Origin of the sequence: Streptomyces lydicus, from assembly GCF_004125265.1 — a bacterium.
GTDB lineage: Bacteria > Actinomycetota > Actinomycetes > Streptomycetales > Streptomycetaceae > Streptomyces > Streptomyces lydicus_C.
On sequence record NZ_RDTE01000003.1, the window covers coordinates 1,669,726 to 1,686,150 of the forward strand.

The following is a 16,425-nucleotide window of genomic DNA, read 5'->3' on the forward strand; positions in this document are numbered from 1 at the left end:
AGCATCGCTCCCCGGTCCCCGCGCCCGTCTCCGGCACCTCGCCATCGGCTCCTGCACATGACAGCGCGCCGCCGTCCGACCACCTGCTCTCCGCCCGGACCAAGTCCGCGGGCCGTGGCAGCGATGGAACGCTTCATGGCGGCCAACGGGGCGGAACTCACCCGAGCGGACACCAAGGCCGCCGTGCTCCTGGGCTTCACGGGAGCGGTCCTCGGCGTCTTCATCACGGTGACCCGGAGCGCCGGGGCCGGGCAGATCCCCCATGCCTGGAGAGTGCATCTCCTGTGGTGGACCGCCGTCATCAGCGCGCTGCTGGCCGTCGTCTGCTTCGTGTGCGCCATCGCCCCTCGCCGCCGCGGAGGGCGTCGCCGGGGGCCGGCCGCCCCCGGTTACTTCGAGCACATCACGCCGGAACTGGCCGGCCCGCGGCTGAGTCGTGCCTTCGAACGGATGGGGCACGATCCGACCGGCCCCTTGCTGTCCTCCCTGGCCGGAACCAGCGAGATCATCCGCGCCAAATACCGCTGGATCGAAACGGGAACCGTTCTGCTGCTCGTCGCGCTCCCGCAGTTCGCCGTCGTTCTGCGGCCAGCATGAAGCAGAGCACGAGGAGTACGAGGAGCAAGAGGAGTACGAGGAACCCGGCGGCACGCGGGCGGGAGGTGCGACCGGTCCGAGGGCGGCGGCCGGTCTTGTGCACCTCGTCCGTGACTGCGAAAGCACGACCGGGCCCTCAGGCCCCCGTGACGCCGTCGATGCTCTCCCTGAGCAGGTCCGCATGGCCGTTGTGGCGGGCGTACTCCTCGATCATGTGGACCAGGATCCAGCGCAGCGACACACCCTGGCCGCCGGCGAGGCCGGCTTCCTGTTCCGAGAGGCTGCCGGTGTCGTCCAGCGAGGCGGCGGCGGTCAGCTCGCGGCTCCGTGCGACTTCCGCGCGCCAGCGGGCCAGGGCCTCGTCGATCCCGTGGTCCGGGGCCGGCGTGAAGCCGTCGGCATTGCCGGCCTCGTGGACCGGCGGGACGTCCTGACCGGCGAACACCCGCTGGAACCAGTTGCGTTCGACCTCCGCCAGGTGCTGGACGAGGCCCAGCAGCGTCATGGACGACGGGGTCACCGAGGCGAGGCGGATCTGGCGGTCGTCCAGCCCCTCGCACTTGAGCGGGAGCGTGGCGCGGTGGAAGTCCAACCAGCCTTCCAGCGTGGCGCGTTCATCGGCCTGCAGGGGCGGAATCGGCCGCCCGTCCGCTGTTGTCCCCATGGGTCACACCTTGGCACACACCAAGGGCGGGCGACGGGGCGGTGCACCGCCCGGCAACCGTGCGCTGCCGGGCGCAACGGATCGAGTCGCCCGGCCGTATCGCCCGGATCATCGGCGCCGCTCCACCTCGATGCGCATGGTGCGCCCCCCTTGGTGTCTGTCAGGGCTGGGTATCTCCGTGGTAGCTGTCAGTACACAAGGGGGAGGGAGTGCCGATGCTGGTGGAGTCGGTGTACCGGAGTGAGGATGTGCCGCTTGCGGACAGGTTCGACTGCTGGCGGACGCTCGTTGGCCGAACGCATGCGCCGGTGGAGCTGGTCAGCGACTACCGGGAGGATTTCCGTGTCTTCCAACGCACGTTGAGCCTCGGCGCCGTGTCGGTGTGGCCGTCGTCGTTCCAACCGGTGCTCTTCCGGCGCACCCCTCGGCTGATCCGGGAGTCGGACCCCGAGGGGCTGCACCTCACGCTCCCGCTCAAGGGGACGCTGTACGTCAGCACCGGGCGGGATGACGCCTCACATGGCCCGTACAGCCTGAACGTGCTCGATACGTCTCACCCGTTCGAGGTCCGTTCCGTCGGAGGTTCCGATGGTCTGCACACAGGAGTAGGGCTGGAAGTACCCGCAGCGCTGCTCCCGGTTCCGGGCCGTCAACGCGACCGGCTGGCCGGACTGCGATTATCGGCGGGGGAAGGATTCGGCGCCCTGCTGGCGCAGTTGCTCACTCAGCTGGCGAACGGCACCCATGCGTACCAGCCTGCCGACGGACCCCGTCTGGGGTCGGTCGTGGTGGACCTCCTGTCCGCACTGTTCGCTCACGCCCTCGACGCCAACACCCTCCTCCCCCCGGAAACTCACCGGCAGGCCCTCGTCTTACGTATCCGCTCCTTCATCCAAAGGCACCTGCACGATCCGCAGCTGACGCCGCCCGTCATCGCCGCCGCACATCACATCTCCCTCAGCTACCTGCACCGCCTCTTCCAGCACGAAGAGGAAACGGTGGCGGCCTGGATCCGCCGCCAGCGCCTGGACCGCGCCCGCCGCGACCTCGCCGACCCGGCTCAGCGCACCACCCCCATCCACGCCGTCGGCGCCCGCTGGGGCTTCCCTCGCGCCGCCGACTTCACCCGGGCCTTCCGCACTGCCTACGGCATGCCACCCAGCGACTACCGATCCACGCTGCAGTCCGAGTAGACGCGTCTCCGAGTGGCCATCCGTCAGGCCCAAATGACTGTCTTTCAGGCATAAGTGACTGTATGTCAGGCGCACTTCGGTACGCCGCCGCCGTGCACGTAGACGTTGCTGACCCAGCCGCCGTGCACTGCCCCCTTGGGGTCGAGGAAGGTCCACCAGACGCTGGTAGCTCCCGCAGCGGTGACCTTTTGCCCCTTCTTCCGGCAGGTGGCCTGGGCCTTTACGTTCGTCACCCGCCCCAGGAGACGGCAGCGGCTGGACGGGTAGTTCCGGCAGTTGTTCGCCGCCTCGTACGCGCGGACGGCGACGCCTGTGCCCCGCACGGAGACCGTGACCGTCCTCGCTGCATGCTCCTGGCCGGGTACCGCCTCCGGCGTGGAGGATTCCGTCGACGTCGCCGATGCCGGGCCCGCCGGGATGGCAACGGCCACATGGCCACCCGGATATCCGGCCGGGGCCGCTGCCGCCGTGCCCGCGCCCAGAAGTCCCAGGGCCATTCCAGCGGCGATTCCCGCGCCGAGCTTGCACTTCATGGAACACTCCCCACCCTCAGAAGGAATAGTGCGCTTTGATTCCGCCTGCCGATTCTTTCTGTTGATTCTTTCTGTTGATTCCGTTTGCGTTACGTCGAGTTGTCACCCGGCAATGGCTCGCTCGGCACAGCGGGACCTGCGGTGGCCCGGATAGCCGATCGAGCGCGAATTCCCACGCAGGAGCCGTCTCAATTCCTGCGACACCAGGAGAATGGCGTACGGGTGGCGGGGGTGTCGTTAGCGGTGAATCCACGAGGGCTTAGCGATGCGTCTACTCGGTTGGATGACGATGCCCCCGTAGGCGGCACACGGGGCCACACGGCCGGGCGCCCGGCGAGGGAGCACAATGCTAGATATGGGTCATGACGGAAATTTTCGGGCGAGAAAGTGACGGTTCGCAGACGTCACCACGCTCCCCGGGACAGCGCCTCCGCTCGCTGCTGACCATGCACAGCGTGGCGGGCCGGGTGTGCGTGCGGCCGCTCACCCTCGCGGTGCTGCTGGTCATCGCGGCCGTCGTGGCTCTCGCCCCCCAGGCGGAGGGCGCGAACATGCGCGAGGCCCGTCAGGGCTCCGGTGTCGAAGCGGCCGCCGGGTTCGTACCCGTCGGGTTCGTGCCCGCCGGGTTCGTGCCCGCCGGGTTCGTGCCCGTCGGGTTCGTGCCCGTCGGGTTCCGTGTCCAGCGGGCGGACGGGCCGGTGGCGGACCAGCTGCCCGTGCTGCTCGGCGCCGTTGCCGGCGGACTGCTGGTGGTCGCCGGCGGGGCGGTGTGGGTGATCCGTCGGCAGCGGCGGCTCACGCACGGGCTGCATCCGGCCGACTTGCGGCGGAGGTACGAGCACCACGACGCGGTGCTGCACGCCGTACGGGAGGGCGTACTGATCCTCGGCGGCGACGGGCGGCTGCTGCTCGCCAACGACGAGGCCAGGCGGCTGCTCGGGCTGCCCCCGGAAGCGGAGCGGCGCCCGGTCGCGGATCTGGGGCTGGAACCACGGCTGAACGCGCTGCTGGCCTCGGGGCGGGAGGCGACCGACGAGGTGCTGCTGGCGGGCGACCGGCTGATCGGGGTCAGCGTCCGGCCGACCGCCCCCTACGGCGGGCCCGCCGGAACCGTGGTGACGCTGCGGGACACCACCGAACTGCGGGCGCTGGCCGGCCGGGCGGGCGTGGCCCAGGAGCGGCTGAAGCTGATCTACGACGCGGGCCTGCGGATCGGCACCACGCTGGAGGTGGGGCGTACCGCCGAGGAGCTGGCCGAGGTCGCGGTGCCCCGGTTCGCCGATGTGGCCACCGTCGAGCTGCTGGAACCGGTGCTGCGGGGCGATGAACCGGCGGCCGGGACGGGCACCGGCCTGCGGCGGATGGCGGTCCGTGGGGTCCGCGACGAGTCGGCGATCTACCGGGTGGGCGACGTGCTCAGGGCGGTGTCCGGCACGCCGATGGCCATGGCGCTGGAGAGCGGCCGTCCGGTCCTGGTGGATGATCTGCGCAGATCGGACGAGTGGCGGCGGCAGGACCCCGCGGGCACCCAGCGGGTGCTGGACGCCGGTATCCGGTCGCTGATCGCGGTACCGCTGCGGGCACGGGGCGTGGTGCTGGGGCTGGCCGGTTTCTGGCGGAACGGGACCTCCGGCGGCTTCGGGGAAGGGGATCCGGCCTTCGCCGAGGAGCTGACCGCGCGGGCCGCCGTCGCGATCGACAACGCCCGCCGCTACACCCGTGAGCACACCACGGCCGTCACCCTGCAGCGCAGTCTGCTGCCGCAGACCCTGCCCGAGCAGTCGGCCCTGGTGGTGGCGCACCGCTATCTCCCCGCGCACGCCGGGGTCGGCGGCGACTGGTTCGATGTCATCTCCCTGCCCGGCGCCCGGGTCGCGCTGGTGGTCGGCGATGTCGTCGGACACGGTCTGCACGCCGCCGCCACCATGGGCCGGCTGCGTACCGCGGTCCACAACTTCTCCGCTCTCGACCTGCCGCCCGACGAGTTGCTCAACCACCTGGACGAACTCGTCACCCATATCGATACCGACGAGGTGCAGGCGGCGGGCTCCGGCACCGGTGAGGAGGGCAGGGGCGGGGGCGAGGCCGGGCACGAGGGGCCGTGGCCGGGCGGCCCGGGGACGGGCACGGGCACGGGCAGCCGGGGGGCGCCCGCGCATCCGGGCCGGACCGGCATCACCGGCGCGACCTGCCTGTACGCCATCTACGACCCGGTCGGCGGCCGGGCCACGCTGGCCAGGGCGGGCCACCCGGGGCCGGCCGTGATCGCCCCCGACGGCGCCGTGTCGTTCCCCGAGGTGCCCGTCTCCCCGCCGCTGGGGCTGGGCGGCAGCGAGCCGGTGGAGGTCACCGAGCTCACCCTGGGCGAAGGCTCCCGGCTGGTGCTGTACACGGACGGGCTGATCGAGGGCCGCGACCGCGATATCGGCACCGGCCTGGAGGTGCTGCGAACGGCCCTGGCGACGGCGGCGGACCGCAGCCCGGAGCAGATCTGTACGGCGGTCCTCGACACGATGCTGCCCGAACACCCCGGTGACGACGTCGCCCTGCTGGTGGCCCGTACCCAGTTGCTGGACCCCGGGCGGGTCGCCGAGTGGGAGGTGCCCTCCGATCCGGCGGCCGTCGCGCGCATCCGGTCGTCGTGCCTGGGCACGCTGGAGTCCTGGGGCCTGGCGGGGCTCTCGTTCACCACCGAGCTGATCCTCAGCGAACTGATCACCAACGCCATTCGCTACGGGGCCCAGCCGATCCGGGTACGGCTGCTGTACGACCGTGCGCTGATCTGCGAGGTCTTCGACGGCACCAGCGCCTCCCCGCATCTGCGCCGGGCGGCCACCACGGACGAGGGCGGCCGCGGCCTCTTCCTGGTCGCCCAGTTCGCCCAGCGCTGGGGCACCCGTTACACCGCGAACGGCAAGATCATCTGGACCGAGCAGACGCTCGACGGCGGCCGCCCGGAGTCCGGCCCGGACTCGGCCGACGACATCCTCGACCAGTGGCACGACGTACCTGCGCTGTGACGTCGGGGGCGTCGGAGGCGTCGGAGGCGTCGGAAGGCGTCAAAGACCCCTGCGAACCCCTGAGACGTCGGATGCACCACGTCGATGACCTCGGATGCACCCCTCCTGCCCGCTGGCTAAGCTCGTGGAAGGGGCCGAAGATCTGATCTTGGAGGCTCCCATGGTGCAACTGCCCGAAGCGCGTGATCTGGCCCCCCGGCTGGCCACCGGTGCGTTCATCCTGAATTCCGGGCTGACGAAGCTGCGGGCGGACCAGGCCACGGCAGAGGCCGTGCACGGCATGGCCTGTGTGGCGTACCCGTTCCTGAACAGGATTCCCGCCGAGCGGTTCACCCGGCTCCTGTCGTGGTCGGAGCTGGTGGTCGGTGGCGCGCTGCTGGCGCCGTTCGTCCCCACCCGGCTGGCCGGACTGGCACTGACCGGTTTCTCCGGCGGGCTGGTCGGTCTGTATCTGCGCGTCCCGGGATTGCGGCAGGAGGGAAGCCTGCGGCCGACCCAGGACGGGATCCCGATGGCCAAGGACACCTGGATGCTGGGCATCGGGCTCGGGTTTCTGGGCGCGTCCGGCCGCCGGCGGCGGGCCGCGGCGGCCCGGCAGCACCGGCACTCGGCGTGCTGCCGGCGCCACCACCGGGGACGTTGCCGGTGGTGAGTGCCGCCGCGAGGGCCCGGTGTGCGTGCCGGCTGTGAGCGGGCAGGCCGGGGCAGCGGGTCGGGAGCGGGCAGGCCGGGGGCAGCGGGTCGTGAGCGGGCAGGCCGCGGTCACCCGGCCGAATGCCGCCGGACGGCCCGTACCGCGGCGGCGCAGCCCGCGCCCATGACACCGGCGAGCACGAGGACCAGCAGGCCCGTCCGGTCCTGCGGCTGGAAGGCCAGGTCGGAGCGCTGATTCAGCACGAAGCCGTCGTAGAACATCCACGACACCAGGGCCACCCATGGCACCGCGGCCGGGCGGGCGAAGGAGGACACGGCCACTGTCAGCAGGGCGAAGACCGCGAGCGCGAGGGCGGCATGCGCCCTCTCCCCGGTCAGCATCAGGGCGGTCACCAGCAGCGCCGCTCCCAGGGCGCCGAGCGGCAGCGCGAGGTCACGGGCGAGGGAGCGGGCGGGCGGCGCCCGATGGGCCGGCCGGGTACGGGGCGGTGCCAGCCGCGGGAGGCGCGGGATGTGCGGGGCGTAGGGGAGGTACGGGCGGTGGGGGCGGTAGGAGGTCGCCGGACGGTGAAGGGTGGCCACAGGGAACACCTCCTGCTGTGGTCCGCGCGGCGGACCGGTCGGTCCCGTGGGCCCGCGGTGGACCCTTGCCGTCAGAGTGCGCACGAGAGGCGGTGACAGAGCCCTGCCGCGCTGTCCTTTAACGCCCTGCGTACGGGCCGCGCACGCTTTCTGACACGGTCTTGACGGCACGGTGAACACGCGCCGGACGGCAACGGCGAACCCGCCGATGTCGCCCGGCGCGGGGTGGGCCGGGGCGCCGCTGACGTGGTGATGCATACTCGCTGCTCGTTGCCCGAACGACCACCGATGATCGGCAGGCCTTCCCCGCATGACCACTGTCGAGGCGGACCCCACGCCCCCCACCCCCACCTCCCGACGGTGGCGCGCCTGGCTCCTGGACGGGCTCAGCAGCCAGGCCGCCCGCCACCCCGGGCCGCACGGCACCCCGCCGGCCGAGCACAAGGGCCACTCCTGGTGGCGCGTCATGTGCCTCACGGGCGTCGATTACTTCTCCACACTGGGCTACCAGCCGGGCATCGCCGCGCTGGCGGCCGGACTGCTCTCGCCGTTCGCCACGCTCGTGCTGATCGCACTGACGCTGCTGGGCGCGCTGCCCGTGTACCGCAGGGTCGCCAAGGAGAGCCCGAACGGCGAGGGTTCGATCGCCATGCTGGAGCGCCTGCTGCCGTGGTGGGCGGGGAAGCTGCTGGTCCTGGTGCTGCTGGGGTTCGCCGCGACGGACTTCATCATCACCATGACGCTGTCCGCCGCCGACGCCTCGGCGCATGTCGTGGAGAACCCGTTCGCCCCTCCCCTGCTGCACGGCGCGAACCTGTGGATCACCCTGGTGCTGCTGGCCGCCCTGGGCGCGGTGTTCCTCAAGGGCTTCCGTGAGGCGATCGGCATCGCCGTCGGCCTCGTCGGGACCTATCTGGCGCTGAATGTCGTGGTCCTGGCCACCGCGGCCTGGAATGTGCTGTCGCACCCCGTGGTGGTCGGCAACTGGTGGGGCGCGATGACCGCCGAGCACTCCTCGCCGGTGGCGATCGTCGCGGTGGCGCTGCTGGTCTTCCCCAAGCTGGCGCTGGGCATGTCCGGCTTCGAGACGGGCGTGGCGGTGATGCCGCAGGTACGGGGCGCCGCCACCGACACCGCGGCGCACCCGGCCGGCCGGATCCGGGGCACCCGCCGGCTGCTGACCACGGCGGCCCTGGTCATGAGCTGCTTCCTGCTGCTGTCGAGCCTGGCCACCACCCTGCTGATCCCGCAGAAGGAGTTCGCGACCGGCGGTTCGGCCAACGGGCGTGCGCTGGCCTACCTCGCGCACCAGTACCTGGGCGAGGCCTTCGGTACCGTCTACGACCTCTCCACCATCGCCATCCTCTGGTTCGCCGGCGCCTCGGCGATGGCGGGACTGCTCAATCTCGTACCGCGCTATCTGCCCCGGTACGGCATGGCGCCGGAGTGGGCCCGTGCGGTGCGTCCGCTGGTGCTGATCTTCCTGGCCACCGCCTTCGGCATCACCTTCTTCTTCAACGCCAGCGTCGACGAGCAGAGCGGCGCGTATGCGACCGGTGTGCTGGTGCTGATGCTCTCGGCGTCGTTCGCCTCCACCGTGGCCGCCCGCCACCGGCGGCTGCGGGCGGCCACCGTCGGCTTCGGCGCCATCACCCTCGTCTTCGGCTACACGCTGGTCACCAACGTCATCGAGCGGCCGGACGGCCTGAAGATCGCCCTGCTGTTCATCCTGGGCATCCTGCTGACCTCGTTCGCCTCACGTGTGCACCGCGCCTTCGAACTGCGCGCCGTGCAGGTCGATTTCGACGAGACGGCGGAGCGGCTGATCGGCTCGGCGATGGCGGCCGGGCCGCTGCGGGTCATCGCCAACGAGCCCGACGAGCGGGACGAGGCCGAGTACCGGGAGAAGGAGTACAGCCAGCGCGAGGAGACCCATATACCCGACGGCCGGCCGGTGCTGTTCCTGGAAGTGACCGTCAGGGACTCCTCGGACTTCACCACGGATCTGCACGTCCGGGGCGAGGAGCGGTACGGGGCGCAGATCCTGCGGGTGGAGGGCGCCGGCGTGGCGAACACCATCGCCGCCGTGCTGATGCAGCTGCGCGAGCACACCGGCCAGGTGCCGCACGCCTACTTCAACTGGACCGAGGGCCATCCGTTCAGCCATCTGCTGCGATTCCTGGTCTTCGGCGACGGCGAGGTCGCTCCGGTCGCCCGCGAGGTCCTGCGCCGCGCCGAGCCCGACCCGGCCCGGCGCCCTCGGGTGCACGTGGGCTGACGTAGGAGGAAGGGCTGCCCTCTCTGGGTTCCGGCTCCCTCCCCCGGTTCTTCCCCCGGCCGGAGGAGGGAGCCGGAACCCGGAACCCGGAGCCCAGAGCTCGGAGAACGGAGAACGGCCGGGGGCCCGCGGCCACCCGCGCACCGGGTGCGCCTCCCTCCCCCGCCGCCGGTTGTGACAGGCTGCCCGCAGAGGCCCGGCCGGTCAGGTCGCCGAGCCGCGGAGATCGGGAAACAGCGCCCATGAACACGTCGGACACGTCGGACACCTCCAGTCGGGAGACCGTCACCCCCGCCGTCCACCGCACCGCCGTGGCGGCGGAGACCGCGAGGTTCGTCGCGGCACTGGACGGCGCGGATCTCTCGCTGCCGGTGCCGGGCTGCCCCGGCTGGACGCTGCTCGACCTGGTCAGGCATACCGGGAGCGTGCAGCGCTGGTTCTCCGTGCTGCTGCGGCAGCGCGTCCAGGAACCGCCGCGCAGCCGCGAGGTGGAGCTGGAACTGCCCGCGGACGACACCGGCTGGGCCGGCTGGCTGACGGCGAGTGCGGCCCGGGCCGCCGACGCGTTCGCCGGCACCGACCCGGACGCCCCGATGTGGGCCTGGGGCGCCGATCAGCACGCCCGGTTCTGGATGCGGCGGATGCTGTTCGAGACCCTGGTGCACCGCACCGACGCGGAACGCGCCGTGGGCCTGCGCACGGAGATCGACCGCGTTCTCGCGGCGGACGGCGTGGACGAGTTCCTGGTCAACCTGCCGTTCGCGACCTCGTTCGCGCCCGGGGTGGCGCACCTGCGCGGCAACGGCGAGACCCTGCGCTTCCGGTGCACGGACACCGTCGGCGACTGGCTGGTCCGCCTGCACCCCGACGGCTTCGAGGTGGCACCGCTTGCCGGGGATGCGGCAGCCGGTCCCGCCGACGCCGTCGTGCAGGGAGCCGCCGCGGACCTGCTGCTCCTCGTGTACGGGCGTCTGGGCCACGACGCGGACACCATCGAGACGGCGGGCGACGGGGAACTGCTGGCGCGCTGGTTCACCCACTCCGCGTTCTGAGGCGGCGCACAGTTCCCCACATCGTGCCCCCCGGCAGGACGCGAACCTGCGACACCCGCTTCAGGAGAGAGGTTCTCGCGGTTAACGGGGTTACGGGGGCTACGGTTCCACCCCCTGCGGGCCGCCCGTGAGATAGCGGGTGATCATGGCGACCAACTCGTTCTCCAGGCGGGCGGGGGCAAGAGGGTCGGGCGCGGCGGCGAGTTGGTGGACAGTCAGTTCGACCGTGGAGACGACGAGCCGCGCCGCGGTATGCATGTCGTCGACCCGGCTCTCCGGATGGTTCTCGATCAGCTCGCGGACATAGGCGGTCCGTGACTGCTGGTACCGGGACATCTTTTCCAGCAACTCCGGGGAGCGGGGCGCCTGTTCGGCCATGACGCGGAGGAGCTGCGGGTCGTCCAGGTGGTTCTCGATCGAGAGATGCACATAACCACGGATGGCTTCTTCGAGGGGTCGGGGCGGCCCCTCGTCCTGAGGGCACGCGATGGCGGCCATTCCCGCGTCCAGGTGCCGGGTCGCCAGCTCCACCAGGATCGCGTCCTTGTTCGGGTAGTACTGGTACAGCGAGCCGATGGAGATCTGCGCCCGCTCGGCGATCCGGTTGGTGGTCCCGGCGGCATAGCCGTACTCCGCGAAAACGTGAGCAGCGGCCGCGAGAATCCGCTGCCGGGTGAGCTCGGCCCGGACCTGACGGGGCTGTTTACGTGGCTGGAGTCCACCTCGTCCCGACGCCATGGCACCTCCTTGACAGCGCTGCGAATGCGAGTAGCGCGAGACCTGAGTAATTACTCACAATAGTGCCATGACCTGCGGTGGAGCGGACGTCGCACTCTTCTGCACGGTCGCCTGCCCGTCCTCCCCATCCGGAAGGAGCTCCCGCGTGACGCAGACCAGCACACGCCCCCGCCGGGTCTCGCCCGCCGATGTCCGTGCCCGGCTCGGCGAACCCGAGGAGAGGACCAAAGCCAAGATCCTCGGCTGTATAGACGAGTACTTCCACCGCTTCATCGCCCACTCCCCCTTCCTGACGATGGCCACGGCGGACGCGGCGGGCCGCGCCGACTGCTCGCCCCGCGGCGACTATCCGGGGTTCGTGAAAGTCCTGGATGCGCACACGCTCGCCATCCCCGACCGGCCCGGCAACAAGATCGCCGACTCCTTCCGCAACCTCGCCGAGAACGACGGGATAGGGCTGGCCTTCCTGATCCCCGGGCTGCCCGAGATTCTTCGCGTCAACGGCCGCGCCTACCCGACCGACGAGCCCGACGTGCTCGCCCGGATGCGGACCGAGGCGCGCGAGCCGGAGCTGGCGCTCGTGGTGGACGTCGCCGAGGCGTACTTCCACTGCGGGCGTGCGCTCCTCCGCTCCCGGCTGTGGGACCCCGCCAGCCAGGCCCTCGCCGACGAGATCCCGTCGCCCGGCGAGTTGGCCGCGGCCCAGTTCGGCCTCGACATCGCCCCGGCCGACATCGACGCCGCCCTCGAAGAGGCCTACCGCAAGCTCTACTGACCGCAACGACCGGGCCTGCCCCAGGACTTCCCCTAGGACTATCCATGCAGCAAACCGTCGTCGACCGCATCGACCCCATCGCCGAAGACACCGTCGCCCTCCTCCTACGCGGCACCACGGGGCCGCTCGCACCCTGGGAGCCCGGAGCCCACATCGACCTGGCGCTGCCAAACTGGCTCACCCGCCAGTACTCGCTGTGCGGAGACCCGGCCGACCGGGAGTCCTACCGCATCGCCGTACGCCACGAACGCCTCAGCCGGGGCGGCTCGGAATATCTCCACCGGTTCCTGCGCCGGGGCCGCACCCTCGATGTATCCCTCCCCCGCAACCACTTTCCGCTCGTCCCCGCGCCCGCCTACCTCTTCCTCGCGGGCGGCATCGGTATCACCGCCGTCCTGCCGATGCTGCGCGCGGTCGCCGGGGCGGGCGTCCCCGCCTCCCTCGTGTACGTGGGGCGCTCGGCCGCGACCATGCCGTTCGCCGGCGAGCTGCTGGCCGCGTACGGCGAGCGGGTCCGGATCGTCGCCACCGCGGAGCAGGGCAGGCCGGACCTCGCGGCCCTGGCAGCGGGGACGGCCCCCGGCACGCTGGTCTACTGCTGCGGCCCCGCCTCGATGCTGGCCGCAGCCGAGGCCGCGTTCCCGGCCGGACGGCTGCGCGTGGAACGGTTCCACCCGGCGCCCAAGACGTTCGGCCCCGACACGGAGTTCGAGGCGGTGTGCGCACGGTCGGCGCGTACGGTCCGGGTACCGGCCGACAAGACGCTGCTCGACGCCCTGGCACACGCCGGGCACCCTCTCCCGTCGGGATGCCGCGAAGGCGTCTGCGGAAGCTGTGAACTCACCGTCCTCGACGGCCGGCCCGAGCACCGCGACGACATCGGCGCCCCGGAGGGCCGGATGTACGCCTGCGTCTCCCGCGCCCTGACCCCGCGCCTCGTCCTGGACCTCTGACGAGACGGGCGCCGGGAACGCTCCTTCCTCATAGCCGACGGGCATGCAGCCCCGCCGGCGGCTCCTCGGCGGGCCCGTAGAACCTCGCACCAGGGAGCGGTGACATCGCCGGGTGCCGGCCCGGCCGCCGGGCAGGGGCGGGCCGGCACCACTGCTGCCCCTTGCAGTTACTCCTGGAGCTTCTCCCGGACCGCCCTCAGGGCGGCCGACACGTACTCCTCGGTGTTCGCCTTGTCGAGGCCCAGCCCGCTGAGCACGCCCTCGCCGTTCTCCTCCTCCAGCAGCGCCAGCAACAGATGCTCCGTGCCGACGTAGTGATGGCCCAGCCGCAGCGCCTCACGGAAGGTGAGTTCGAGAGCCTTCTTCGCGCGGGCGTCGAAGGGCACGAGGGCGGGCAGGGGTTCGCCGGAGGGCTCGGGCAGCGCCTCGGCCGCGGCCGCCGCGACCGTCTCCAGCTGTACGCCCTGGGCGACGAGCACCCGTGCGGCCAGCCCTTCCGGGTCGTCGAGCAGACCGAGCACGAGATGACCCGTACCGATCTGCGCGTACCCCCCTTCGCGGGCCTTGTTCTGGGACGCGACGACCACGCTCCTGGCCCGGGGGGTGAAGCTGCCGAAGTCCTGGCTCATGCCGGACGCCGGCTCCTCCTTCGTCACGAACCGCTTCTGGGCGGCCTGCCGCGTGACGCCCATGGACGCGCCGATCTCGGTCCACGAGGCGCCGGAGCGGCGAGCCTGGTCGACGAAGTGGCCGATGAGGTGGTCGGCCACTTCACCGAGGTGGTCGGCGGCCACGACGGCGCTCTGGAGCTGTTCCAGGGCGTCGCCGTGCACCTTCTTGATCGCCTCGATGAGGTCGCCGAGGCGGACGGAATGGTTGATCTGCGTCGGTTCCTGAGTCGGTTCCATGAGGCAACCCTAGGTTGACAGTCGAAGCCCGTCAACCCGCGGTTGACACTTCATTCCGGACGGATCAGCCGCGCCGGCCAACCGCCTTCGCCCGGACATGAGACCAGCCCGTCAACAGCACACCCACGACGACCAGCACTCCGTGCACGGCCAGCGTGAGCGCGAAACCACCACCCAGCCACCCCAGGAGCCCGGTGTCGCCGTGGTCGACGAGCAGCCGGATCACCCCCTGGACGAATTCCACCATCACGGCGGCGCCGACGACCTGCAGGATGTCGTACTTCATCAATTCCCAGCCCCCTCGGAAAGTTCTCCCATCGCGTTCCGCGTCCCCTCGGAACGTTACGAACGTATCATTGGAGAAAGGGAAATCTAGCGCTGAATTACTGATGAATTCGATTTACGTCACACAATTTGAGGGTTCCGGAATGAGAAATGAGCGTGACGAAATGAAGGCCGCCGGGGGCCCCGTGTGCCGGATGTGCACCGCGGCCGTCCCGGCTCCGGGGCGGGGCCGGCCGGCGCTCTACTGCTCGCGGAGCTGTCAGGCGAAGGCGTACCGGCGGCGCAAGCAGTCGCCCGCCCCGGCCGCCGAGCAGCCCGCGGCGCCTGGCGCCCCCTCGCCGCGGCGCCGGCAGATCGCCGAGGCCCTGTGGCGGATCGCCGCCGAACGGGGCCTGCACGCGGCAAGCCTGCGGGAGGTCGCGGCCGAGGCCGGGGTGTCACTGCGCGCGGTTCAGTACCACTTCGCGAGCAAGCACCGGCTGCTGGTCGACGCGCTGCAGCTACTGCACGAGGAGAACGAGCGCATCGCCCGCTCCCGTATCCGGTTCGACGCCACCGGCCCCCGCGCCCTGCTGCGGGCGGTACTGGACGAGTTCCTGCCCGTGGATGCCCAACGCACCACCGCACTGCGGGTGTTCGCCGCCTACTACGCCCGCAGCCTGACCGACCCGGAGCTCGCCGAGGTCTTCCTGCCCGCCGACCAGCCCCTGGAGCGGATGGTGGCGGAGCTGATCGCCGCGGCGCAGCGCGACGGGCGGACGACCCCGGGCCTCGACCCGTGGCGCGAGGCGGATCTGCTGGTGTCCGGCGCGGTGGGGCTGGGCCAGGATGTGCTCCACCGGCGCCGCACCCTGGAGGACGTGCGCAGCACGCTCGATTACCACCTGGACAAGATCTTCGCTGGAGACCGGCGCACGCTGCGCTGACCTCTGGCGAAGGGGGTGACCGAAAGCGGCCCGCTGTAGCTGATCAGCCAGGCCGCCGTCAACCGACGAGGCGTCAGAAAGGCCTGAAAGAGCGCCTGTTGGCCGGGCAACGAGAGCGCGGCCACCGGCAGTGCGGCCGTACGGGCCGAGCCGAGCCCGAAGAGCGGGGGCCAAAAACGCCCGCCTTGGCCCTCACGGCGACACCGCGCACCCCCTTCACGTAACGCTCTTATTACGCTGCGTCGTCTGTGTGGCATCAAGAACCGCTACCGCCCGGTAAGCGCCGAGGCATCGGCTATACCCAGTAAGCCGGTTGATGCGCGAAATCGGACAGATGGCACACATCTCCCGCCCGTCCACCCTCGCGACTCTTGCCCGCCTTCGCCTCGCCGGGGAACTGTAGATTCGTACCTATCGACCATCTGTTAATCTGCCCGCTCCTGGATGTTCCTCCATCTCCTCTCCCCACAAGCACCCCCCGTTCGCCGGGTGCAGCGAGGTGTCCCGTAGGTGTACAGCACTCCCTTTTCCTCCGCAGAGGCCAGATCCGCGCGGGCCCGGGTGGGCCTGAGTACGGCTCAGGTCGCCCAGGCCATGACGGCATGCGGCGTACCGGTCCGTCCCGAGCTGATCGAGGCCTGGGAGTACGGCGCGCAGGCGCCGTCCGAGGCACAGCTCTTCGCCCTGGCCGATGTCCTGTGGTGCCCGCCGACGGTGCTGATGGGCGTCGAGCCCCGGACCCTGGGCGAACACCGGATGGCCCGCCAACTGAGCGTGGGGCGGCTGGCCCAGCTGATCGGGATGGATCCGGCCGTGTACTGGGCGGCCGAGTCGACGCAGCAGTGGAGCGGCGACTACCGGCAGACCAAGGCACTGGTGGAGGCGTTGGGGCTGTCGCTGCGGAAGCTGATCGGGGTGATGGGGCACAACGACGAGCTGGCCGGGCATCTGCGGTCGGCCATCGAGGGGCGCTGGAAGGGGCACGTGGGGGCGATCGCGAAGATCACCACACTGAACAAGACCCGGGTGAGCGATGCCCTGCGCACCATGCATGCGGAGTTCGCGGAGTTCTCCGAGCGCTATATGGGGCATGTGGTGGCGCGCAACGACGACTTCCGGCTCAAGGAGGTCGCGGCCGAGCGCTCGGCGTATCTGCGCAGGCTGGTCGACCACTTCTGGGACCTGATCGGGGATGCGGGCGAAGCGCCGCCGTTCAACTCCGTGGCCACCCACTGACGGGAACGGCACGGGGGCGGACGCCGGCGGG

At 71.1% G+C, this 16,425-nt stretch carries 16 protein-coding genes and 1 tRNA gene; 10 read left to right on the plus strand and 7 right to left on the minus strand.

The window, feature by feature from the left end:
• Positions 1–135 precede the first annotated feature (135 nt).
• Entirely contained in the window at positions 136–597 is a 462-nt protein-coding gene (locus D9V36_RS09895; protein ID WP_129293437.1) for a Pycsar system effector family protein, read from the plus strand.
• Between the two features lie 136 nt (positions 598–733).
• On the opposite strand, the gene D9V36_RS09900 is transcribed toward D9V36_RS09895, so the two are convergent.
• Positions 734–1,261: a DinB family protein gene (locus D9V36_RS09900; RefSeq protein WP_129293438.1), complete on the minus strand. Its 528-nt coding sequence runs from the start codon at positions 1,259–1,261 to the stop codon at positions 734–736.
• A 215-nt stretch (positions 1,262–1,476) separates the two neighbouring features.
• Here D9V36_RS09900 and D9V36_RS09905 point away from each other — a divergent pair, with 215 nt between their 5' ends.
• A complete protein-coding gene (locus D9V36_RS09905) occupies positions 1,477–2,454 on the plus strand; it encodes a helix-turn-helix domain-containing protein (RefSeq protein WP_129298305.1) in 978 nt (325 codons plus the stop codon).
• Positions 2,455–2,519: 65 nt separating this feature from the next.
• On the opposite strand, the gene D9V36_RS09910 is transcribed toward D9V36_RS09905, so the two are convergent.
• Positions 2,520–2,987 carry a hypothetical protein gene (locus D9V36_RS09910; protein WP_129293439.1) on the minus strand — a complete coding sequence of 156 codons (468 nt, stop codon included), beginning with the start codon at positions 2,985–2,987 and terminating at the stop codon, positions 2,520–2,522.
• A gap of 362 nt (positions 2,988–3,349) precedes the next feature.
• On the opposite strand from D9V36_RS09910, the gene D9V36_RS09915 reads away from it, so the two are divergent.
• Complete coding sequence (locus D9V36_RS09915) at positions 3,350–6,007, plus strand: SpoIIE family protein phosphatase/ATP-binding protein (protein ID WP_129293440.1); 2,658 nt, start codon at positions 3,350–3,352, stop codon at positions 6,005–6,007.
• A 160-nt stretch (positions 6,008–6,167) separates the two neighbouring features.
• Positions 6,168–6,659 carry a hypothetical protein gene (locus tag D9V36_RS09920; RefSeq protein WP_129293441.1) on the plus strand — a complete coding sequence of 164 codons (492 nt, stop codon included), beginning with the start codon at positions 6,168–6,170 and terminating at the stop codon, positions 6,657–6,659.
• Between the two features lie 110 nt (positions 6,660–6,769).
• Here the strand turns inward: D9V36_RS09920 and D9V36_RS09925 are convergent, their stop codons facing one another.
• A complete protein-coding gene (locus tag D9V36_RS09925) occupies positions 6,770–7,243 on the minus strand; it encodes a DUF4118 domain-containing protein (protein ID WP_241720779.1) in 474 nt (157 codons plus the stop codon).
• 310 nt (positions 7,244–7,553) lie between these two features.
• On the opposite strand from D9V36_RS09925, the gene D9V36_RS09930 reads away from it, so the two are divergent.
• On the plus strand, positions 7,554–9,521 hold the full coding sequence (locus D9V36_RS09930; protein WP_129293442.1) for an APC family permease: 1,968 nt from the start codon (positions 7,554–7,556) through the stop codon (positions 9,519–9,521).
• Positions 9,522–9,763: 242 nt separating this feature from the next.
• A complete protein-coding gene (locus D9V36_RS09935) occupies positions 9,764–10,573 on the plus strand; it encodes a maleylpyruvate isomerase family mycothiol-dependent enzyme (RefSeq protein ID WP_129293443.1) in 810 nt (269 codons plus the stop codon).
• A gap of 24 nt (positions 10,574–10,597) precedes the next feature.
• Here D9V36_RS09935 and D9V36_RS40860 read toward each other — a convergent pair.
• Together D9V36_RS40860 and D9V36_RS09940 are read right to left on the minus strand one after the other, a co-directional pair.
• Positions 10,598–10,673, minus strand: a tRNA-Ala gene (locus tag D9V36_RS40860).
• Positions 10,673–11,311 carry a TetR/AcrR family transcriptional regulator gene (locus D9V36_RS09940; protein ID WP_129293444.1) on the minus strand — a complete coding sequence of 213 codons (639 nt, stop codon included), beginning with the start codon at positions 11,309–11,311 and terminating at the stop codon, positions 10,673–10,675. The genes D9V36_RS40860 and D9V36_RS09940 overlap by 1 nt, the downstream gene beginning before the upstream one ends.
• Positions 11,312–11,456: 145 nt before the next feature.
• Here D9V36_RS09940 and D9V36_RS09945 point away from each other — a divergent pair, with 145 nt between their 5' ends.
• Positions 11,457–12,086, plus strand: a complete 630-nt coding sequence (locus D9V36_RS09945; RefSeq protein WP_129293445.1) for an MSMEG_1061 family FMN-dependent PPOX-type flavoprotein — start codon at positions 11,457–11,459, stop codon at positions 12,084–12,086.
• A 44-nt stretch (positions 12,087–12,130) separates the two neighbouring features.
• Positions 12,131–13,039, plus strand: coding sequence for a PDR/VanB family oxidoreductase (locus tag D9V36_RS09950; protein ID WP_129293446.1), 909 nt, complete (start codon positions 12,131–12,133; stop codon positions 13,037–13,039).
• A gap of 167 nt (positions 13,040–13,206) precedes the next feature.
• Here D9V36_RS09950 and D9V36_RS09955 read toward each other — a convergent pair whose 3' ends face one another.
• Positions 13,207–13,947, minus strand: coding sequence for a Clp protease N-terminal domain-containing protein (locus D9V36_RS09955; protein WP_129293447.1), 741 nt, complete (start codon positions 13,945–13,947; stop codon positions 13,207–13,209).
• A gap of 64 nt (positions 13,948–14,011) precedes the next feature.
• Positions 14,012–14,233 carry a hypothetical protein gene (locus tag D9V36_RS09960; protein WP_129293448.1) on the minus strand — a complete coding sequence of 74 codons (222 nt, stop codon included), beginning with the start codon at positions 14,231–14,233 and terminating at the stop codon, positions 14,012–14,014.
• Between the two features lie 142 nt (positions 14,234–14,375).
• Between D9V36_RS09960 and D9V36_RS09965 the strand changes: the two genes are divergently transcribed.
• Positions 14,376–15,158 (plus strand): TetR/AcrR family transcriptional regulator, encoded by a 783-nt coding sequence (locus D9V36_RS09965; RefSeq protein ID WP_241720780.1) that lies wholly within the window; start codon positions 14,376–14,378, stop codon positions 15,156–15,158.
• Between the two features lie 510 nt (positions 15,159–15,668).
• Positions 15,669–16,394: a transcriptional regulator gene (locus tag D9V36_RS09970; RefSeq protein WP_241720781.1), complete on the plus strand. Its 726-nt coding sequence runs from the start codon at positions 15,669–15,671 to the stop codon at positions 16,392–16,394.
• Positions 16,395–16,425 lie beyond the last annotated feature (31 nt).